The sequence below is a fragment of the Fictibacillus sp. Mic-4 genome, from assembly GCF_049843615.1.
Classification (GTDB): domain Bacteria; phylum Bacillota; class Bacilli; order Bacillales; family Fictibacillaceae; genus Fictibacillus_A; species Fictibacillus_A gelatini.
This window is the reverse complement of the sequence record NZ_JBBHZM010000003.1, coordinates 1-20,242: the sequence shown is the minus strand read 5'-3', so window position 1 is coordinate 20,242 and position 20,242 is coordinate 1. Positions and strand designations below refer to the sequence as shown.

Sequence of the window (20,242 nt, the reverse complement as noted above, 5' to 3'; positions counted from 1 at the left end):
TTAAATAAGACGCGGCCCGTTTTGATAAAAGGACTCACGCGTCAGTAATGGCAGCATTACGTTATATAAAACCGTTTACTTTTTCTTTAGTATATGACTGTCAAAAGTATAATGATATTCGATATGTAGTGAACAACTCACTATTTATCATTATAGCAAAAAATAAAGTCCATCACCATACGATGATGGAACGCATCCAGCTAAAGATGCTATTCGACTTTCTCAAGCCGAGGATTCGGCCGGTAAAATCTCCCCGATTTCGCTTGATGAATCCCGTTTAACAATACATTATCCCCTGTAAAGGCGATGTTGATTTTAAGCAAACTACTGCCAACGCCGTAAATATCAACGGGAACATTTAGTTTTTCAAATTGAGTAATTCGATCTTTTGTAAATCCTCCGCTCACTACAATTTTCACATGGTGATATCCTTCGTCGTCCAGTGCTTTTCGAAGAGCGAAAATAAGCTGTGGATTGACGCCGCGCGGATCGAAGTCACCAAGAACATGCTGGTTTCGGAAAAAATATTGATCGACCATTGTCCTTGATGTATCGACCCTGACTCCTTTAAGCGTATCCCCGAACTCTCTAGCAAGATTTAAGCTATCTGTAATGACATCATTGTTATAATCGACGAGTGAAATAAGCTCATCTTCTGGATACATTTCATGGTAGGCTTTTGTCGCTGCAACGATATCCCCTTCAAAAAGCTGAATTAAAGCATGGGGCATCGTTCCCATCCCTTGTTTGCCCCACCATTCGTTCATCGCATGTGTTGCCTGGGCCGTCGAACCGCCAATATATGCGGCATAACCATCGCCAGCCTGTTGCGAAAAATGGTCATCCCGATCACCCATAAAAATGACCGGCTTTTGTACCCCCGAAATACTTGCCGCCTTTACAACATTATACACGTTCGTCGCCACCGAAGTTCTGCGGGCAAGAATCCCGTCAATCATTCCTTCAAGGAAACCGAAATATTCATATGGGCCGGTAATCGTCATCACCGTCTCAAACGGTGAAATTTTGTCCCCATCCTTTAAAGAATAAATTTCTAGCTCTTCTGGATTTTTGGCAAATGTTTTAACAAGAGCAATCGCTTCATCTGTTCCGCAAAGAACAGCATCGTTTTTTTGAAAAAATTGCATGGTCACAACATTGCCCGGTTTAAACTTTTTTACAATCTCACACGTTTTCAAAAAATATACCGCGGAAAACCAGCCATCACCTACACGCTCATCAAACTTAAATGTTCGATTGGTAAGCCGCTTTATCTTCCCTTGAAGCTTCATTTCTATTTCTTTCATCATAAACTCCTCATTATCTATCGCAACGTAACGCATTTATTTTTTCTTAAAAACTTTCATCCTTCTTATGATATATAACTGGCGGGAAGAAAACAAGAAAAAGCTGATTGTAAATACAACCAGCTTTTTACACTTCCATTTCACTGTACAATTTGTTTTCAAATTCTTCCTGGCTAATGAGGACATTCCTCGGCTTGCTTCCCATCGCTTCTGAAACGAGGCCAAACGCCTCCATCATATCAATTAGCCTGGCCGCCCGGTTGTACCCGATTCGGAATCTTCGTTGTAAACTGGAGGAAGAAGCTGTCCCCATTTCAAGGACATAATAACAAGCTTCTTCAAATAAATCGTCCTCCTGGTCAACCGTTTGATTGGTTTGGATTAATTCTTCCCTGCTAAATAAGTATTCTACATGCGTTTGCTTTTTTACATACTCAGTGACGCGCTCAATTTCCTCGTCCGAAACAAAATTCCCTTGAATGCGAACGGCTTTGTTTGAGCCGTTTTCCATAAACAACATATCCCCGCGGCCAAGGAGACGTTCCGCTCCGCTCATGTCAATGATCGTACGCGAATCGACGGCTGATGAAACGGCAAAGGCGACACGTGTAGGAATGTTCGCTTTTATGAGCCCGGTAATGACATCTACGGATGGACGCTGAGTTGCAAGAAGCAAATGAATGCCGCAGGCCCTTGCTTTTTGCGCAATCCGGCAAATCGCCTCCTCTACATCATGAGGTGAAACCATCATTAAATCCGCCAGCTCATCGATAACAACTACGATAAATGGCATTTTATTGGCCTCGTGCTTCTCGGCTTTCATTTTTTCATTGTACCGCTTAATATCTCGAACCCCTGTCTTTGCGAATTCCTCGTAACGGCGTTCCATTTCTTCCACGGCCCATTTGAGTGCCATTGTCGCTTCTTTTGCATCTGTAATGACTGGTGTAACGAGATGCGGAATTTGGTTATAAGGCGCGAGCTCTACGATTTTCGGATCGATAAGGAGAAGGCGAACATCATCCGGAGACGCCTTATACATCAGTGACACAAGAATGGAATTAATGCAAACGCTCTTTCCGGACCCGGTCGCCCCGGCAATTAAACCGTGCGGCATTTTTTGCAAATCGGTCACAATCGGCTTGCCAGAAATATCAAGCCCTAGAGCTACCGTTAAAGGCGAATCGCTCCGGCGAAATTCTTCACTCTGGATAATTTCTCGTAAAAACACCGGCTGGCTGATCCGGTTTGGCACCTCGATCCCTATCGTGTTTTTCCCCGGAATCGGCGCTTCTATCCGGATGTCTTTGGCTGAGAGACTTAATTTAATATCATCGCTTAAGTTCGTAATTTTGTTCACTTTCACCCCCGGGGCCGGCTGAACTTCCATTCTTGTTACTGATGGACCTTTCGTTAAATGAACGACTTTTGCATTAACATTGAAATTATCAAGCGTCAATTGCAACAATTCCCTTTGTTCTTCAAGCCAAATGGCGTCATCTTCCGCCTGCTTTGGAGGAACATTTAACAGTTCAAGTGAAGGAAAATGGCCTTTCGGGACTTCTCTTTCACTCATTTTTTTAAATGGAACGGTTATTTCCTCACCTGTTTGTTTTTGTTTTTGGATTTGCCGGTCTTTTTTTAACATCATCACATTAAATGGAATGTTGGTTCCACCGCGCTTCGGCTGGTCCCGTTTCTCTTCTTTTTTGGCAATTAAAGAGGATTCTTCTTTCGTTTCATTATTCACGGCAGATTTCTTCATTTCTCCGGAATGCATGACATTGGCGCCATTATTCTCTTCTTCCATCCTTTTAGCCAATGGAAGTATGTTCTGCCCGGATTCCACTTTTTCTTTCATGGATATATCCTGTTGAATTTCTTCTGCGTGTGGTTCACTTTCAACACGAGCCATCTTCACTGCTTCGGGGATCTCGTCTTTTGTAACAGAAATTCCATCCTCTTTTTTGTTATTAATTTCCTCAACCCGCTCTTCATCTCCCCCGGTCGTTTCATCAAAGACGTTACGTTCATCGGCGGGTACGGCTTCAAAGAGCAAACCTTCGAATTGCTCTCTATCTTTATTTAACTCGTCCAGGGTAGTTTCTTCCAAACTAGTTTTTACATCATTTGTTGATTGGATTCCGTTCTCCCTTGGGCGAAATCCATAGACGGGAGATAAAGCCCTTCGTTTTTTAGTTTCACTGGATAAATCATTGGCTAGTTCTTTGCTGTCTTCGACTCTTTTTAAGTTACGGTTGCCGAATCCATATACCGGAGACGGAATTTCTGTCGGCTTAAAATTCGTACCGGAGTATTTTTTAGTCTCCTTATGTTCGATTTTACTTTCTTTTTTTTCCGGCGCCTCATACTTTTTTTCTAATGGCTCTGGACGATACGGAATTCTTTTTTCATCAGGAATTAACGGAAACCGGAAATTTCCGTTTGGGTAATGATGGACCATCTTTGCCTTTGCTTGTTTTTCTTGATTTTGAATCCTTCCAATACTCCGGGTAACCCGGGGCTGATTCGGCTTCACTTTCATTACTTTATGTATCGCTTGATCTCGTTCATCCGGCTCTGAAGGCTCGTCACCAAATAGCAGATTCATTAATTTTTTATACCAGGGCATTTTTTCACCTTCTTTTCGTACCGTTTATTTTTGTTTACTGAATGTTAATTTTAAGAAAAACCACTAGATTTCTCTAGCGGTTTTTCGATTGAAAAAAATCGGTTCCTACTTGAGCATCCTCTGGAAGCACGAGAATCCCTTTTTCTTGAGGAGCATTTGGTAAATCTAGTTCTTTTGCCGAACAAATCATACCAGATGAATCGACTCCTCTTAAAGAAGCTTCTTTAATTACTAAGCCGCTCGGCATAATCGCTCCGACCCGGGCAACGACAACTTTCTGCCCTTGCTCCACATTAGGTGCCCCGCAAACAATTTGCAGCGTTTCCTCACCGATATCAACTTTACAAATGCTTAATTTATCGGCATTCGGATGTTTTTCTTTTTCTTTTACTAACCCGACAATAAATTTCGGACGTAAGTCGGCTTTCAATTGGTCATCAAATCCATTTTCAGACAAAATACGATTGGATAACTGAACTACATCTTCCATCCGCTCAACGGGACCGTTTCCTTCCACATGACCATAATTGGATACGTGAAAAATATTGTAGCCCACCGTTTCATTGGTTTCCTTATGGAATATGCGGACGACATCGCCTTTTTGTTCTGTCGCACGGTCGTCAAGTTCGATAGCTTTTAATTGAATGAGTAACGTGTCTCCTATACCATCTTTGTTATAGTAAATGTTCATTTACGATCTCCTTCCATTTCATCAACAGGTCTATTTTTTGCAAGTATAAATATCGGCTCTAACTCGCCTTTTTCATAGATGAACGGCAATGCAGTAATTGGCACGCGTCCATTCATGAAAAATTGCATCGCCATCTGCCCTAAAATATCATACCCTTGATCATTTTGAATGTCAGCAAAAATTAACACGTCCTGATGTGGGATGCTGACCGCAAGCGTACCCGAGACCTTCTGTTCCATTTTCTCAAGCAAGGAAGAATTAATGATCCTGCTTGCATCATAGCCGTCGTTATAGTTAATAAAATAAAAGGTGTTCCCGGCGACAACGTCTTCTTTCATTTCATTTTCGAGTGAGCGGATGTTGAATAACGCCATTTCTTTCAGCTGTTTTAATGTTAAACCTTCTTGATCTGCCATTTCCTTTGTTAAAAGACGATAGCTCTTCCCGAGATCAAGAGCAAAAAAGATGCGGGTTTCTGCCGTATGATCTTCATAAAGCAAAACTTTTCCTTCGGTTGTTTCTGTTGGAAACGAAGTCGATCGAATAACAGGATAAATATTCTTTCGGCTAACGTTTGTCATTTGCTGTTTGCTTGCATTTAACGCCTCTTCTACTGTGTATACCATTTCGTCGATAAAACGGTCTTTTTGTCGTTCCCATTTAACGACAAGCCCTGAAAGTGAAAGGGTGATTCCTGTTTTCGTTTCTTTATTTTCAACTCGAAGCTTTTCCGATTCCCGGTCATATGTTATCGTCCATTCCGGACGGCAAAGTCTTTCCTCTAACGCCTTTTTCAACTGGATTGGAGAACTCATTACTAAAACCTCCCTTTTTTAAACGAATAAAACCCCCTATAAGGAGGTTTTATTCGGATCTTAAATACCTTCATTATACCATTCTTTTGCGGGCTTATTCAGCGGGAATTGATAATCCTTCCAAAAATGAAGTGATTTGTTCCTTTGTTTTTCGTTCTTTATTCACATAGCGGCCAACTTCTTTTCCGCTTTTAAATGCGACAAAGCTTGGAATGCCAAAAATGTCCATTTCCTGGCAAAGTTCGATATGTTCATCCCGATTGACATAAACGAACGTAAAGTCTGAAAATTGTTCTTCAATTTCAGGCAAAAAAGGTTTTATAAAAACACAATCCGGACACCAATCAGCCGAAAATAAGATGACCGTCACGTTATCGCTATTTAAGTAAGATTGCAATTCCTCTCTGGATTCAATCGTTTTCATATTATTTACTCCTCTCAAAATTCCTTATCCTATACTTTGACAGTACCAAAACAACCGGGAATAATCCACTCATTTGCAACGAAATTCCGAAATTGTTATCAAGAAGATTTCAAAAATACCGATATTATTAAAGGGAGGGATCATCATGGACAAGACGATAAAAAAACGCGTTCGCATGATGCTGCTTATGGGGCTCGGCGGAATGCTTGTATTGCTTTTATTTATCGGTATTTATGTTCTTTTCAGCACAAAAATGGAACAGGAAAAAGCATCATTTCAAAAGGCTAACGCAAATAGCAAAAATATAGACCTTCAACTTTCGAAGATAAGAAAAATGGAACAAGAATTTTTGAACCACCCTTCACAAGAGCAACAAAAAAAGGTGAAAGATGCTCTTCTTACTTTGCAAAAAAACGTGCAAAACTATGCAAACACTTCTAATCGTGAGGATCAGAAAAACTTTAAAAAGGTAGTAGACGAACTAAATCAATATGAACAATCGTTTAACTCAACCGCATCAATGTCGAAACAAATCGACCGCCTTAAGGCAGCCATGAAGCAAATTTCAACTGATTTTGAAAAGGCTGTTCACACGATCAAAAATAAAGAATTGTTAACCCTCTATTTAATGTTGCAAAATGATGAGAAAGATTTTTTGTTAACGGTTGATGATCAGGCGATCGGGCAATTTAAAAAGACAGCTCGCAAGTTTGATCGTAAAGTCGATACGATTCAATCGGTTCCACAAAAACAATTATCGGAATTTAAAACGAAAATGTTAAAGTATACAATGGCAGCTGATACCATTCAAACGTCTTCAAAAACGATAAAAACGATGGAAACCCGATTTGAAGCAACCGCGAAAAATGTTGAAAAAATGGTCGCCGCGATTCACAAAAGCAATGAGAAACGTTATGCTCAATTGATCAACAAACAGAACATTACAAAAATGGTGTTAGTTATTATTCTCATTAGTTTAAGCGTTTTAATGATTGCTGGTTTATTCTTTGTCGGCTTTAAACTTAGCCGCTCTATCACTTCTTCAATTGCGGCCTTAAAAAAAGGGGCAATGGTTATAGGCGGAGGGAATCTTGCCTTTCGGGTCGAAACAAAGACAAAAGACGAGATGGGAGAGCTGGCAGAAACCTTTAATATCATGGCGAAAAAAATGCAACGTTCCATGCGTGAGGTTCAACTTGCGGCCAAACAACTTGCAGCAAGTTCCCACCACCTGGCAGCCATTTCTGAAGAAACGACCGCACAAAGCGAAGAGGTTTCCGCATCAGTGGAGCAAGTAGCTGCAGGTGCCCAAACTCAAGCTGAACATTTGCATGAAAGCACGATTCTTTTAAATGGAGTAACCGAAGCCATTTATGAAACGGCTAAAGTTAGTGAACAAATTGCTAACGATTCAAATCAGGCAAAGGAAAAAGGCAGAGCCGCTATGGAAATCGTCGAGCAGCTGAATGAACATTCCGAGCAGTTTCTATCACTTGCGAATACGATTATTGCCGAAGTTCAAAGGGCAAGTAAACAATCGAAGCAAATTCACACGATTGTTTCCACCATTCAGGAAATCGCTGATAGCACCCATTTACTTGCCCTCAATGCGGCGATTGAATCTGCAAGAGCAGGGGAAGCCGGAAGGGGATTTGCTGTTGTTGCAACCGAAGTTCGAAACCTTGCGGAACGGTCAAAAAACGAAGCACGCCGCATTCAGCAGCTTGTTCAATCAATCGGGCAGCAGATGGACAATCTCGCAAAAGAAACGGATCATTTCGAACAATTACGTTCTGCTCAGTTAACAGCCGTAAAGAAAACAAAAAATGCGTTCGAAACTATATTAACGAACGTAACAGCGATCAATAAACGAATTCAAGAAGTGCAACTTGCTCAATCGAAGGTACAACATGCGAATAACGATTTAACAAATAAGCTTCATGAAGTAAGTGCGATTTCACAAGAATCGGCAGCGACAAGTGAACATGTCACAACTTCAAGCATTTATCAAAAAGAAGCGATTAATGAAGTTAGCCAATCCGCGAATCGATTACAACAAATTGCTTCCGTCCTTCAACAGGAAGTAGAACAATTTTATCTCGGCGAGAATCTTGAAGATTCCAGCCTGCAAAAAGAAGAGGATAGTATGAATGAGGCGGCGGCTTCTAACGAATTGCTTCTTGATGCCAGGCAGAGGGAAGAAGAGGCTGTAGCTTCCGTAAATCCTTCCAATGAATAAAGTAAAAAACGGGCTGATTGAATGGTCAGCCCATTTTGCATAAATATTGCCCGTATAGCATTTTTACAATATGAACAAACATTTCATCACGAGAGATGATTCCGTTTGTAAAAATGCCGATTGCCCCTTCTTTTTTACTCACATTTTGATCAGAAGTGAGCTCGGCCATAACATCTCCTAGTTCGCTCCCATTATAAAGTGCAGCCGCAATGGATTCAGGTAAAGGTATTTTTGCACCGCTTGCAACAAAGGTATTGCTATAACTGTCGACAAGCGCTCCCCAATTGCACAGATAAAGCACGTCCCCCATTCTGGTAACCCCGCCTTCCAGGCCAATCCCTATTTCGGCACCCTTTTCTACACACTTCTTCGCCCTGTTTACAGCACCACGTTTCGTTTCTTCGTCGGAAAACGGCTGAGCGGAAACGCCTGATGGAACTTCAAAGGAAACTACCTCTTGATTCAAGACCTGCTTGACTGCCTTTACTTTTGCGGGATTTTTTGATCCTATTGCAATCATCGATTTCGAGCTCCTTCTAGAAAAGATAACCAGTGGCCGCTCCCTTTATCTGCTTCGGATGGAGTCGACCGTCGCCTTGTCTGTTGATTTTACTAGTTGTATCAATAATTCTTTTGCTGCCGCATAATCGTCAACATGAATGATAGACGCATGCGTATGAACGTAACGCGAGCAAATTCCTATAACAGCTGAAGGAACTCCCCTGCCAGTCAAATGGACGCGCCCTGCATCCGTTCCGCCCTGGGAAACAAAGTATTGGTAAGGGATATGATGCGTTTCGGCCGTATCCAATACAAAATCTTTCATTCCTTGATGGGTCACCATCGAACGGTCAAGAATTCGCAATAATACTCCTTTGCCAAGTTGGCCAAACTCATCTTTATCCCCCGTCATATCGTTAGCAGGACTCGCATCAAGCGCATAAAAAATGTCCGGCTCAATCATTGTGCTTGCCGTCTGTGCCCCGCGCAAGCCTACCTCTTCCTGCACGGTTGCACCCGAATACAGTTTATTCGGAAGGTCTATTCCTTTCAATTCTTTTAAAAGCTCAATAGCAAGTCCTACACCGTAACGGTTATCCCAGGCTTTTGCCATTATTTTTTTCGGATTGGCCATTGGTGTGAATGGACATATCGGGACAATCATTTGACCTGGTTTAATGCCTAATTTTTTTGCATCTTCCCTGTCATCGGCTCCCACATCAATATACATATTTTTAATATCCATCGGTTTTTTCCGCTGGCTTTCCTGCAGTAAATGAGGCGGCGTCGAACCAATCACACCGATGACAGGGCCGTTATCTGTAATGATTTGAACCCGCTGGGCTAACAATACCTGGCTCCACCATCCACCAAGCGTTTGAAAGCGAAGCATTCCATTTTTCGTTATATTCGTAACCATAAACCCGACTTCATCCATATGGCCTGCCACCATTACTTTCGGACCCTTCCCGCGCCTCACACCGAAAATACTGCCAAGTCCGTCCTGAATGACCTCATCCGCAACCGCTTCCAATTCTGTGCGGACAAACTTCCGAACTTCATGTTCGAAACCTGGTGCACCCGGCAGTTCAGTTAACGTTTTAAATAATTGTAAAGTATCGCTATTCATAGTGACTCCTTTCCCTTACGGAAGTATGTATACACTTATTTTAACTTCCTTATAAAGTTTTTACTATTGATTTGCTACAGGAGAATCTTCGACTTTGGTATACTGAAAAAAAGCAGGCTACTTGCTTAAAAAGGAGTGAACATGGGATGAACACTAAAAAATGGCTTATAGCCGGAGCACTGGGGTTCGCAATTGGCTATACAATCGCTCAAAAAAATCGGGAGCTTATTTCTCCAGAACGTGCATTAAAACGATTAAAAGAATCCGCCCAGAAGAAATTCACAGTAACTGGTTCATGGATTCATGTTAAGCCGGAGTCGATTGAGCGCTTCAAACTCCCTTATACCGTTTATCGCGGCGGAATTTCCACTTTGGAAAATAACCGGTTAAACCAATATGAATTCCTTATTGATGCAAAAAGCGGATCCATCCTGGAACTTTCAGCTATCAATTAGAAAAAAGCACCGTTTAGCGTGAAACGGTGCTTTTTCCTGTTAATTAAACGATTTAGATTGGTTATAGACGTTGTTTTTAATCTTCCATTCCGTTGAAAGATATTGACGTTTTTCCCATACTGTCATTAAAAGAATCGGCACGATAAGAATAAGAGCTAACAATAAGCAGATGACAACGGAATCACGGTGCTCCCCTTTTTGGTCTTCATGCGCTTTTACATAGCTTTTAAATTCAGAACCGATTTTCGCTGTTTCTTGATCGGTTAACATTAATTTTTTAGCCGGATTATACGCAACAATATCAGTATGTGATGTTACAAAAATGTTGTCACGAACCGTTTTATAATGAGCAACCGCAACAACGACTTGATCAGTTTTTAGCTCTTTATCTTCGTTGGAAACGGTTTGTACGTTGTCAAACGTAATGGAGCCTTTTTTTAAATCATAGTGTTCTGCTTTAAGTCCTTTTTCAATCGCTTTTTCCATACCGGCAGGTACTGAAGCTGCTGATGCTACTGATACAAATGAAAAAATAAATACAAATGCAGAAAGAGCTGCAAATAATTTCTTTTTCATACATATCCCCCTCAAATATATATATAAAATCAAAATACTACCATTCTTTGTACTTCTCCATCATACCACAAATTTATCATTTTCTAACTAACAGTTTTCTGGAAAAAATGTGACAGTTTTATAAACCATTCATTAAAATATGATAAAATAAAGCCTTCTTTACCGTGATCGGGTTACTTGATCAATGATCGTTCCATCCTCGTCCCATTTGACCGCCCGATAAATCGCATCGTGGTAAAACATATACCAAACGTTTGGCTTGATCCATTTTTGCTTTGCGAAGATGGAATCCATCGGATAGTCATCATAGGCTAGTACCCAGAGCGGGTTATAATGAGCATGAGTCGGCATTAAATCGGCCATATGCATCACTTTCTCACCACCCGTATCAATTGAAATAATACTGTGCCCATTACTATGACCGCCGGTATGAATCATCTTTAATCCATCGGCCACTTCCAGTTCACCCGTAAACGGTTCTACTTGATGCTGAATCGGCTTCCAGTTTTCTTCCCAATATGTATTTCTCGAACGGATATTAGGCTCTCTCATTTCATCCCATTCGGTCTTGGAAGTGTAAATGACAGCGTTCTCAAAAACAGGAACTAGCTTTCCATCTTCCCATTTCGTAAGGCCGCACGCATGGTCAAAATGCATATGTGTCATCAAAATAATATCGATATCTTTTGGCGTTAAGCCAAGCTTTGCGAGACTTCCTTCAATCGACGATTCTTCGATGACCCCATAGTTCCGCTTTTGCTTATCGTTTAATTTTCCTTTGCCAATACCCGATTCAACCAAAATCGTCTTTCCGAACCCTTGAAGTAAAAAAGGGTCTGTACGAAGTTCGATCTGGTTTAATTCATTCACCGTATATTTTTTGCTCCATAACGGCTTCGGAACGACACCAAACATGGCACCGCCATCCATAAAAGTGACGCCTCCATTTAACCAAGTTACCGTCATTTTCCCTATCGTCCACTGATCCATCATTCTTCCCTCCGGCTCACCGGCTTCAAAATAAGCCGTTTTCTCTATAGAAAATTCTGAATTAAGTGTATCACAGTTTTACGATAAAAAAAATAATCCGGAATGCCGGATTATTTTTTTGAACGGAAGACAGCTTCCACTCGATAAATGCGAAAGCCTTTTTGTGAAAATTTTTCTTCATATTCGGTCATGACATTACCTTCAAAATCACTTTTATGAAGATCGAGGCTTATATTATTTAAAATCATTCCGTATTTTGAAAAGCTGTGCAATGAATATTCAAATAAACCTTGATTGTCGGTTTTAAAATGAATTTCTCCATTTTCCTTTAAAATGTGTTCATAAATTTTCAAGAAATTTTCTGAAGTAAGCCTCCGCTTTTCATGTTTATTTTTTGGCCATGGATCAGAAAAATTCAAATAAATTCGATCCACTTCAGAAGCCTCAAATATATCCGGCAATTTCAATGCATTTTCACGAATAAGCTTCACATTCGGAATACCGGCATTTAAAATGTTATCTAAAGCTGAAACGAGGATACTATCATAAATTTCCATTCCAATATAATTAATTTCCGGATGCAACTTGCCCATACCAGTAATAAACTGGCCTTTTCCCGTTCCGACTTCAAGGTGAATCGGATGTTGATTAGAGAAAAATTCCTTCCATTTCCCTCTTCTCTCTTCAAGGTGTTGTGCAACAATTTCAGGATGTTGTCTTAATTTATCTTTCGCCCATGGCTTAAAACGCTGACGCATTCATCATATCTCCTTTTACATTACAGTTCCCTTCGCATTTTAACATGAAAAAAAGAGAAACAAAAGAACCGGTAAATCTTTACCGGCCCTTTTTTGAATAAACATTTGCATATTCCATAATCTATTATCAATAATTAAAAGGTGGTGTATACAATGCCTCTTGACTACCAACATCAACTAAATTTACTTCGAGACTTATTACAAGATCATCAAACCGATTGCAACGGAACGGCAGCCGAATGCGCCCAGTTGCAACGATTAGCCAGACAGTTAATGAACCATAGCGATGTTCATGAAAAAATTAAAGAAACACTGCAATCCGTCCATGATTACAGTTATGTGGGCGCAACTCACCAAAAGTTAGATGACCATATTTATCAACATCAGACCCATCTTAAAAATTGGGTAGACACCATTGATTCCCACCATGCATTTTAACAAGCGTACGTCAGCTTTTATGGTTCGCCATCATTTTTGAGGACATAAGCTGACGTAAAAAATTCATCCAGTACTGTTTTTCGGCACTTTTTTCCCGTTCTGTATGCCAAAAAATAGATTGAATCGTCTGGACAATAACATACCAGAACATGCGTTTTTGTAAATTTTCCGTCAGCTCTAATCCATAATTATGAAGCCATGCTTTCCATTCAACTTCCGGAACGTACCAATACAATAACATTCCAAGATCAAGAGCGGGATCGGCAATCATCGCCCCATCCCAATCGATTAAAAACAGCTCTTCCTGTTCGCTAATTAACCAATTATTATGGTTAATGTCGCAGTGGCAAACGACTTTATGTTCATATTCGATATGATCTTTTTCACGTGCTAAAAAATCGAAAGCGCTATGAATATCTTCCGGCAATTTCTCAATTCCCGACATTCTCGCTTGAATGTCTTTAAGAATAAGATCGGGACTTAGCGGTGTTTTGCCAAGTCTTTTTAACATTCCTAACAACTCAGTTGAACGATGAATTTTTCCTAATAATTCCGCAACAGGCTTTTTCAACATTTCAGATGCCTTTAGCTCTCTTCCATCCAACCATACTTGTGCTGTAATGACATCCCCATTGGCCAAACGTTTCGTCCATAATAGCTTTGGAACAATGCCTTCCGCAGACAATACAGCGAGAAAAGGTGACGAATTACGCTTAAGAAATAATTTCTGTTCTCCTTGCTGTGCCAAATAAGCTTCTCCTGTTGCCCCACCTGCAGATACAACTTCCCAATCTTCACCTAATATATATTCCAACCCGTTCACCTTCAATCTTTTGCGGAAAATTTCTATCCAATTACTTAACAGCAAGATTCCTCTACAAATTCATTATTTTATCATAAATCGATGCAAAATCGTACACTTTTCTTATCAATAGCGAAATCTATGCTGTTAAGAAGGCAGAAAGACAATCGTAAAGCTTAATGGGGATACGGTAATAAGTGGTTCATCCAGTTTATATAAACCCGCCTCATTTATCCGGTCTCCTTCAACTGCAATGATCCACTTTGTCTCCCCCGGCAACTTGACCGTCCTTTCTTCCAGCGTTTGATTAAAAAGAACGATAATCTCTTTCCAACTGTCAATGGATTGGACAGACCGAATCCAATACGCAATGACTCCGTCCTGCTCGTTTTCTAAAAAAGAGACATGCTTTTTGATTTGTTCAGAGAAACGTATCCGAAAAGCGGCGTGATTTTTTCTGAGCTGGATAAGTTTCCTGAAGAAGTGCACATCATTTTCATAGTGCGCTTTTCGCATCCAATCCAACCGATTGACTGTATCCCCCGATTGATAACTGTTCGGATCGCCGAATTTCGTTCTGAAAAATTCCTGTCCGGCATGGATAAAAGGAACCCCCTGTGAAAGAAGGACAAAAGCCATTCCGAGCCGCTGGCGCCTCCTTCTTATTTGTTCCTCTTCATGCGGATGAATGATGGATAGTCGATCCCATAATGTATGATTATCGTGACATTCAATATAATTGATGCTCTGTCCCGGGTCAAGGAATAAGGAGTTGCAGTTTCCTGTCATGCATTCTTTAAGGTCGATCGTTTGAGCGGGATTCCCATCAATCCATCCTTCTCGTGAAGTCGTGAAAACATTTCCTTTTACTGTATCCCTAAACCGGTCATTAAAAAAGGAAATGCCAGGCAAGTTTTTTGCTAAATCGATTTTCGCTTTTTTATTTTCATCCAAAAGGGTATTCATATTCCATCCTTCACCAAGAAGAAAAATCGAAGGATTAATGTTTGACAGCTCTTTTTGAATGAGATTCATCGTTTCAATATCATGAATCCCCATCAAATCAAAGCGGAAACCATCAACTTTGTATTCCGTCGCCCAATATTTGACGGAATCGATCATAAATTTTCTCATCATAGCCCGTTCCGACGCTGTATCATTTCCAACACCGGTCCCATTGATCGGATTTCCTCCACGATCGTACCGAAAATAGTAACCCGGAACAATTTTTTCAAAAGAAGATGCCTCGCGGATATACGTATGGTTATAAACAACATCGAAAATGACGCGTAAGCCTCTTTCGTGAAGGGCTAAAATTAATTGTTTCAATTCCTTAATGCGGCAAGCCGGATCAATCGGATCAGTAGAATACGAGCCTTCTGGGGCATTGTAATGAACGGGATCATATCCCCAATTATAATTCGGGTACTTGCCCAATTCATCTACGCTTCCAAAATCATTGACAGGCAATAATTCTACGTGTGTAATCCCGAGGGAAGTTAAATAATCCAGCCCTGTAACCGTTCCATTTGGCCCGGTCGTCCCTCCTTCCGTAAACCCGAGAAACTTCCCTTTCGACTGAATGCCGCTCTCAGGATGGATTGAAAAATCACGGACATGGACTTCATAAATAATGCTGTCGGTTTTTGAAATAGAGGGAAGGCGATGAGCGCGCTTCCAATTTTCCGGATCCGTTTTCGCCAGGTTCATTACAACTCCCCTTCTTCCATTAGCGGTAACCGCTTTAGCATAAGGGTCAACAGCTTCATTCGTCTGATGATTAACCCGGACGATATAACAATATTCTTTTAAATGGAAATCACCAGGCAGTTTAATATACCACTCCCCACGAATCCCTCGTTCCATTGGATATTCCTTTACCGCCCCGGGCGACTCCCAAACTTTTAAACGGAGATTCGTTGCCGTCGGCGCCCATACTTTAAATTGTGTCCATTCGGGCGTATAAACCGCTCCTAAATCAGCTCCGTCATAAGCAAACCTCATGTCAAATTCTTCTGTCCTGACTATCGCTCCTGTATTTAGCGGGTACGTTTCACCATGTGATCCTACAATAAAATAATCTTTGCCTAATGGAAGTTCTTCCTGAACATACATATGAAGCAAAAGACGTCCATCTCCCCTTTCCTCCGCTAATTTTAGAAGAGGATAAACCTTTGTATCATCTTTTACAAAAAAGGAGGATTCACCTATATCATCTGCATGAATGACTAACGTCACTTTTGAAAACGTATCTAAATAGGCTTCAAGTTGTATTGGTTTCTTAACATTTTGCATAGCAACAGAGGGTCCCTCCCCATGTATGACCTTTACTTTTAATATATTGCTTGCTTATTAGAATGGTTATTGCCCCATATATAAAATCTATTTTTTGCCCAAAAGTAAAAAAAGTGTATCTATTTACATGATACACTCATACTAAAGACTTTAATCCATTTTAAATTTATTTCATTTTAAACAATGACGCGTGCCAACGGCAATCTTTTTTTATTCCAACCACTCCGGACGAAGGAGTGCATTTGTTACACAGTGCTTTAACATTCTGTCGACAAGCTTCAACTGATGGCTTTTTATCGGGCTTGGTTCTTTTTTTACCGAAACGAGCCAATCGAAAAACGTCCGCTTATCCACATATTCAGTCCCTTCCCAGCCTGATGGCTTATCGATAAATCCATCTTTCGCAACAATTGCCTTTTTTACTCGAAGTTGTTCTTTAAACGCTGCGATCCATTCATTTGTGCAATAGTGCATTCGCTGAAGAGAAAGATGCGGATTAACGATTTTTAACTTTCGGTCTTTATCTAGCTTGACCCAAAAGCGTTTCGATTGCTCCTGGAATATGGCATCATTCCCCTCGAGAAAAACAATCATCCAGATCAAACGAGGACCTACTACGATTATATCGAGCTGAACTGGAGCATTTTTTACTAGAAATACAGGATTAAAAAATAAAAAATAGTTGTCGGGCAGTTCGGTCGTAAGCCACTTCAACAGCCTATTATGTGCATATCGGGGATCGACTTTCGAAATTTCCCGAACGGTTGAACTCGCCCAATTTAATTGAAAATGATATAGTTGATTTTTAAATTGCTCGATTGTTTTTTCATTTTTGTTCTCGAGCTGTTGCAGCCTTTTTTTCTTTAGACGAATAAACTGCCCTTGATAGCGATAAAGATCTAATTCATAGCGAGATACATAATCTTCAAGTTTAACGAGCTGCGCCATCTATAAAACCCTTTCCTTTCTTGAACTTTTAATTTCCTTTGAAGCAAATTTTTTCGAGGATTTCATATTTCGGCGTTCGGTTAAGGTGAGTTTCATATAAAACGATATGTCGGACTTCAAAGCTTAACCCTTTAAGGGGGAGCAGCTGATTTTCAATCCATTTCACATCAAACGTTGCCTTTTCGCTATTCCACCGCTTAGCAAAGGTAATATGCGGTCTGTACGCTCTTTCCTCAAGCACAAATCCGGATTGCTTACAAGCCTGGCGGACTCTTTCCTGTAATGAGTATAAATAAGGTTCATGTTCCACGCTTCCCCAAAAAATCCTCGGTGCCCTTTCTCTTCCAAACGTTCCGATTCCTGAAAGTTGGAGAGAAAATGGTTCCTGATCAATAACCGCCCTGCGCAAGTTTTGGCAAAGAGAATGAATACGGTCCGGTTCTGTCTTTCCTAAAAAAGATAGCGTAATATGTAAATCGCTTGAATGAACCCATTGTTTAAATGGCAACTCCCTTTTTGCTTTTTCTAATTGCAATGATATTTTTTCTTTTATTAGTAATGGAAGTTCAATTGCTACAAATATATGCCGATTCACTGTAATCCCTCTTTCCCTCATTTAAATTTTAGCAAAAAAAAGCGGCGAAAACACACTTGATTAAAACGACATTCTTTTCAATAACGTTTCCTATTTGATATACTTTATGAGCGTGAAAAAAAAATCAAACATTTAGGTTAATCATATAGGTGAAACGATGAATAAAAAACTTTTAACAAAAGACCAGTTCTCTCCTTATCTCTCTTTCTCACGGGAAGAATGGGCAAGTTTGCGCGATGTAACGCCGATGCCATTAACTGAAGAGGAGATCAAAAAACTTCAAGGATTAAATGAACAAGTCTCGGTAGAAGAGGTTAAAAATATTTATTTGCCGCTGTCAAGGCTCTTAAATCTTTATACAACAGCCTCGCAGCGGCTTCATCAAGTATCTAATACGTTTCTTTCGCGGAAAACGGAAAAAGTGCCATATATTATTGGGATTGCCGGCAGTGTTGCGGCAGGAAAAAGCACAACGTCAAGAATCATCCAGGCTCTCCTTTCCCGCTGGCCGGATCATCCAAAAGTTGAACTTGTAACGACAGATGGGTTTCTTTATCCGAACCGAATTTTAGAGGAAAGAGGCATTTTAAACCGTAAAGGGTTTCCCGAAAGTTATGATATTCGCCGTCTTGTAAAATTTCTATCCGATGTAAAATCGGGATGTTCCCATTTAGAAGTTCCTATTTATTCCCATTTGGCGTACGATATTTTACAAGATGAAATGCAAGTCATCAATCAACCCGATATTTTAATTGTCGAAGGAATCAATGTCCTCCAAGTATCCAAAGGGGGGGAATCTGCTTCTATTCCGCAAGTCTTCGTTTCGGATTTCTTTGATTTTTCGATTTATGTTGATGCAAAAGAAGAGGATTTAGAGCACTGGTATACGGAGCGTTTCAAACTTTTAAGAGAAACAGCCTTTCAAAATCCAGCTTCTTATTTTCACCGCTATGCCCAATTATCAAATGAAGAAGCATTAAAAGTAGCCCGGCAAATTTGGAAAGACATCAATGAAGTAAACTTGCAAAAAAATATTTTGCCTACGAAATTCCGCGCGCAACTGATTTTAGAAAAAGGGTTTGACCATTCCGTAACCGGCGTAAAGTTAAGAAAAATGTAAAACGAGAAAACAGCCAACTGGAAAGTGGCTGTTTTCTCCTCCCTTTATTTAGCAAGCTCATAAATGGCCTGGGCATAAATCGCTGCAGCCTTGATTAAATCTTCCACATACATATATTCATCTTTCTGGTGGGCGACATCTTCCCGCCCTGGAAATAATGCGCCAAACGCCACTCCCGCATCAAGTGACCGTGCATATGTACCACCACCGATGGCGATAGGCTTGCCATCCTCACCTGTTTGTTCTTCATAAACCCGTTTCAACGTTTGTACAAGAACATGATCCTCACTTACATAATGTGGCTTGCTGTTACTCAAGATCTCACAGCTCCATCCTTTTTCTTTCGCCGCCTTGTCCAATTGGCTAATCAAGACATCACTGCGATGCTTGACAGGATAGCGAATATTAATCGAAACATGCCCGCCATCTCCCCGCGTATACGAAAATACACCCGGATTGACAGTCAACTTGCCGCTTACCTCATCCTCAGCTGCTACATTTAACTTTTTTCCGTAATGGTCATCTAAAAAGGAATCTGTTATAAATTTCAAATAGGCTGTTCCCGTTTGATCAAGCGTAATATTAGATAAAAATTTTGCTAGCATAACACCTGCATTGACACCACATTCCGGCGTGCTACCGTGGGCGGAAGTTCCTTCAAGGTGAAGGACGAGGTTTCCGTTCTCACGAAAGGCGGTTCCTTTTACGTTTTCTTGAGTAAGAAATTCTTGATACTTTTCTTCGATTCCTGAAATGTCGGAAAGTACGGCTTTCGCTAAATCCGGTACCATGTTTAAGCGGCGGCCGGATAAAAATGATAATAATGCAGGTGTTTCCGATTGAATTTCTTTAGTGGCTTTTAATGTAATTTGAGCATTGCATATTCCTTTTTCCGCATGAATAATTGGGAAATCGGCATCAGGGGCAAAACCCATAGACGGCATTTCTTCATGTTTAAAATAATGATCAACACAGCGCCATTTACTTTCTTCATCGCCGCCAATAATCATGCGAACCCGCTTGGATAATGGAAGATTAAGCTCTTGAATAATTTTCATTCCATAGAAGGCGGCCATTGTTGGACCTTTATCATCACTTGCTCCCCGTGCGATGATCTTCCCGTCTTTTATTACTCCCTTATAAGGGTCAACAGACCAGCCATCCCCTTCTGGAACGACATCAAGGTGACAAAGGATGCCTATTAAGTCTTCACCTTGTCCGATTTCTAAATGTGCGGCATACCCATCTACATTTTTGGAACCCATTCCCGCTCGTTCACCAAGGGATAAAAGATAATCCATCGCTTTTTTAATATCTGGTCCAAACGGTGCTCCTTCACTTGCATTTTCCTCATCCAGCACACTTTTAATTTGAAGAAGCCCCTGCAAATCTTTTAATAATTGTCCTTTTCGTTGCTCGACTTCATCGCGCCAGTTGATTTTCCCCATTGATCTCTTCCTTTCTTTATAGTGTTGTAACGAAAATCATCAATTTCTAGTTTATTTTACCTCATTTCAAATGTTTTTG

19 protein-coding genes are annotated in these 20,242 nt (G+C 40.5%); 4 read left to right on the top strand and 15 right to left on the bottom strand.

Going from position 1 to position 20,242, the window contains the following annotated elements; all coding sequences use genetic code 11:
- Window positions 1-209 precede the first annotated feature (209 nt).
- The 5 genes from WD019_RS03860 to WD019_RS03840 form a co-directional block, all read right to left on the bottom strand.
- On the bottom strand, window positions 210-1,307 hold the full coding sequence (locus tag WD019_RS03860; RefSeq protein WP_026676618.1) for a nicotinate phosphoribosyltransferase: 1,098 nt from the start codon (window positions 1,305-1,307) through the stop codon (window positions 210-212).
- A 127-nt stretch (window positions 1,308-1,434) separates the two neighbouring features.
- Window positions 1,435-3,939 (bottom strand): DNA translocase FtsK, encoded by a 2,505-nt coding sequence (locus WD019_RS03855; RefSeq protein ID WP_425710709.1) that lies wholly within the window; start codon window positions 3,937-3,939, stop codon window positions 1,435-1,437.
- A gap of 73 nt (window positions 3,940-4,012) precedes the next feature.
- On the bottom strand, window positions 4,013-4,630 hold the full coding sequence (gene ytpR, locus WD019_RS03850; RefSeq protein ID WP_026676620.1) for a YtpR family tRNA-binding protein: 618 nt from the start codon (window positions 4,628-4,630) through the stop codon (window positions 4,013-4,015).
- Complete coding sequence (locus tag WD019_RS03845) at window positions 4,627-5,445, bottom strand: DUF1444 domain-containing protein (RefSeq protein WP_026676621.1); 819 nt, start codon at window positions 5,443-5,445, stop codon at window positions 4,627-4,629. Before WD019_RS03845 ends, ytpR begins: the two co-directional genes overlap by 4 nt.
- A 94-nt stretch (window positions 5,446-5,539) precedes the next feature.
- Window positions 5,540-5,869 carry a thioredoxin family protein gene (locus WD019_RS03840; protein WP_026676622.1) on the bottom strand — a complete coding sequence of 110 codons (330 nt, stop codon included), beginning with the start codon at window positions 5,867-5,869 and terminating at the stop codon, window positions 5,540-5,542.
- Between the two features lie 145 nt (window positions 5,870-6,014).
- On the opposite strand from WD019_RS03840, the gene WD019_RS03835 reads away from it, so the two are divergent.
- Window positions 6,015-8,108: a methyl-accepting chemotaxis protein gene (locus tag WD019_RS03835; RefSeq protein ID WP_425710708.1), complete on the top strand. Its 2,094-nt coding sequence runs from the start codon at window positions 6,015-6,017 to the stop codon at window positions 8,106-8,108.
- A 25-nt stretch (window positions 8,109-8,133) separates the two neighbouring features.
- Here the strand turns inward: WD019_RS03835 and WD019_RS03830 are convergent, their stop codons facing one another.
- Both WD019_RS03830 and WD019_RS03825 read right to left on the bottom strand, forming a co-directional pair.
- Window positions 8,134-8,628, bottom strand: coding sequence for a DUF84 family protein (locus tag WD019_RS03830; protein ID WP_425710707.1), 495 nt, complete (start codon window positions 8,626-8,628; stop codon window positions 8,134-8,136).
- 45 nt (window positions 8,629-8,673) lie between these two features.
- Window positions 8,674-9,738, bottom strand: coding sequence for a M42 family metallopeptidase (locus WD019_RS03825; protein ID WP_425710706.1), 1,065 nt, complete (start codon window positions 9,736-9,738; stop codon window positions 8,674-8,676).
- A 146-nt stretch (window positions 9,739-9,884) separates the two neighbouring features.
- Between WD019_RS03825 and WD019_RS03820 the strand changes: the two genes are divergently transcribed.
- Complete coding sequence (locus WD019_RS03820; RefSeq protein ID WP_026676626.1) at window positions 9,885-10,193, top strand: PepSY domain-containing protein; 309 nt, start codon at window positions 9,885-9,887, stop codon at window positions 10,191-10,193.
- Between the two features lie 39 nt (window positions 10,194-10,232).
- Here the strand turns inward: WD019_RS03820 and WD019_RS03815 are convergent, their stop codons facing one another.
- The 3 genes from WD019_RS03815 to trmB form a co-directional block, all read right to left on the bottom strand.
- Window positions 10,233-10,769 (bottom strand): hypothetical protein, encoded by a 537-nt coding sequence (locus WD019_RS03815; RefSeq protein WP_026676627.1) that lies wholly within the window; start codon window positions 10,767-10,769, stop codon window positions 10,233-10,235.
- A gap of 159 nt (window positions 10,770-10,928) precedes the next feature.
- Complete coding sequence (locus WD019_RS03810) at window positions 10,929-11,759, bottom strand: YtnP family quorum-quenching lactonase (RefSeq protein ID WP_425710800.1); 831 nt, start codon at window positions 11,757-11,759, stop codon at window positions 10,929-10,931.
- Window positions 11,760-11,869: 110 nt separating this feature from the next.
- A complete protein-coding gene (gene trmB, locus WD019_RS03805; RefSeq protein WP_026676629.1) occupies window positions 11,870-12,517 on the bottom strand; it encodes a tRNA (guanosine(46)-N7)-methyltransferase TrmB in 648 nt (215 codons plus the stop codon).
- Window positions 12,518-12,670: 153 nt separating this feature from the next.
- On the opposite strand from trmB, the gene WD019_RS03800 reads away from it, so the two are divergent.
- Window positions 12,671-12,955, top strand: a complete 285-nt coding sequence (locus WD019_RS03800) for a YtzH-like family protein (protein WP_425710705.1) — start codon at window positions 12,671-12,673, stop codon at window positions 12,953-12,955.
- Between the two features lie 10 nt (window positions 12,956-12,965).
- Here the strand turns inward: WD019_RS03800 and WD019_RS03795 are convergent, their stop codons facing one another.
- From WD019_RS03795 to thpR, 4 genes are all read right to left on the bottom strand, one after another.
- Window positions 12,966-13,784 carry a phosphotransferase family protein gene (locus WD019_RS03795; RefSeq protein ID WP_026676631.1) on the bottom strand — a complete coding sequence of 273 codons (819 nt, stop codon included), beginning with the start codon at window positions 13,782-13,784 and terminating at the stop codon, window positions 12,966-12,968.
- 120 nt (window positions 13,785-13,904) lie between these two features.
- Complete coding sequence (gene pulA / locus WD019_RS03790) at window positions 13,905-16,052, bottom strand: type I pullulanase (protein ID WP_425710704.1); 2,148 nt, start codon at window positions 16,050-16,052, stop codon at window positions 13,905-13,907.
- Between the two features lie 210 nt (window positions 16,053-16,262).
- The gene (locus WD019_RS03785; RefSeq protein ID WP_425710703.1) at window positions 16,263-17,000 is read right to left on the bottom strand and encodes a hypothetical protein; all 738 of its coding nucleotides are present in this window, start codon (window positions 16,998-17,000) and stop codon (window positions 16,263-16,265) included.
- 28 nt (window positions 17,001-17,028) lie between these two features.
- Window positions 17,029-17,595, bottom strand: coding sequence for an RNA 2',3'-cyclic phosphodiesterase (thpR, locus tag WD019_RS03780; protein ID WP_026676634.1), 567 nt, complete (start codon window positions 17,593-17,595; stop codon window positions 17,029-17,031).
- A 157-nt stretch (window positions 17,596-17,752) separates the two neighbouring features.
- Here thpR and coaA point away from each other — a divergent pair, with 157 nt between their 5' ends.
- Window positions 17,753-18,715 carry a type I pantothenate kinase gene (gene coaA / locus WD019_RS03775; RefSeq protein ID WP_026676635.1) on the top strand — a complete coding sequence of 321 codons (963 nt, stop codon included), beginning with the start codon at window positions 17,753-17,755 and terminating at the stop codon, window positions 18,713-18,715.
- Window positions 18,716-18,759: 44 nt separating this feature from the next.
- On the opposite strand, the gene pepV is transcribed toward coaA, so the two are convergent.
- The gene (gene pepV / locus WD019_RS03770; RefSeq protein WP_425710702.1) at window positions 18,760-20,163 is read right to left on the bottom strand and encodes a dipeptidase PepV; all 1,404 of its coding nucleotides are present in this window, start codon (window positions 20,161-20,163) and stop codon (window positions 18,760-18,762) included.
- Window positions 20,164-20,242: the final 79 nt, after the last annotated feature.

Excerpts from the sequence above, each read along its gene's own strand:
- WD019_RS03860 (WP_026676618.1), bottom strand. The coding sequence starts at position 1,307 with ATGAAAGAAATAGAAATGAAGCTTCAAGGGAAGATAAAGCGGCTTACC.
- WD019_RS03855 (WP_425710709.1), bottom strand. The coding sequence starts at position 3,939 with ATGCCCTGGTATAAAAAATTAATGAATCTGCTATTTGGTGACGAGCCT.
- ytpR (WP_026676620.1), bottom strand. The coding sequence starts at position 4,630 with ATGAACATTTACTATAACAAAGATGGTATAGGAGACACGTTACTCATT.
- WD019_RS03845 (WP_026676621.1), bottom strand. The coding sequence starts at position 5,445 with ATGAGTTCTCCAATCCAGTTGAAAAAGGCGTTAGAGGAAAGACTTTGC.
- WD019_RS03840 (WP_026676622.1), bottom strand. The coding sequence starts at position 5,869 with ATGAAAACGATTGAATCCAGAGAGGAATTGCAATCTTACTTAAATAGC.
- WD019_RS03835 (WP_425710708.1), top strand. The coding sequence starts at position 6,015 with ATGGACAAGACGATAAAAAAACGCGTTCGCATGATGCTGCTTATGGGG.
- WD019_RS03830 (WP_425710707.1), bottom strand. The coding sequence starts at position 8,628 with ATGATTGCAATAGGATCAAAAAATCCCGCAAAAGTAAAGGCAGTCAAG.
- WD019_RS03825 (WP_425710706.1), bottom strand. The coding sequence starts at position 9,738 with ATGAATAGCGATACTTTACAATTATTTAAAACGTTAACTGAACTGCCG.
- WD019_RS03820 (WP_026676626.1), top strand. The coding sequence starts at position 9,885 with ATGAACACTAAAAAATGGCTTATAGCCGGAGCACTGGGGTTCGCAATT.
- WD019_RS03815 (WP_026676627.1), bottom strand. The coding sequence starts at position 10,769 with ATGAAAAAGAAATTATTTGCAGCTCTTTCTGCATTTGTATTTATTTTT.
- WD019_RS03810 (WP_425710800.1), bottom strand. The coding sequence starts at position 11,759 with ATGGATCAGTGGACGATAGGGAAAATGACGGTAACTTGGTTAAATGGA.
- trmB (WP_026676629.1), bottom strand. The coding sequence starts at position 12,517 with ATGCGTCAGCGTTTTAAGCCATGGGCGAAAGATAAATTAAGACAACAT.
- WD019_RS03800 (WP_425710705.1), top strand. The coding sequence starts at position 12,671 with ATGCCTCTTGACTACCAACATCAACTAAATTTACTTCGAGACTTATTA.
- pulA (WP_425710704.1), bottom strand. The coding sequence starts at position 16,052 with ATGCAAAATGTTAAGAAACCAATACAACTTGAAGCCTATTTAGATACG.
- WD019_RS03785 (WP_425710703.1), bottom strand. The coding sequence starts at position 17,000 with ATGGCGCAGCTCGTTAAACTTGAAGATTATGTATCTCGCTATGAATTA.
- coaA (WP_026676635.1), top strand. The coding sequence starts at position 17,753 with ATGAATAAAAAACTTTTAACAAAAGACCAGTTCTCTCCTTATCTCTCT.
- pepV (WP_425710702.1), bottom strand. The coding sequence starts at position 20,163 with ATGGGGAAAATCAACTGGCGCGATGAAGTCGAGCAACGAAAAGGACAA.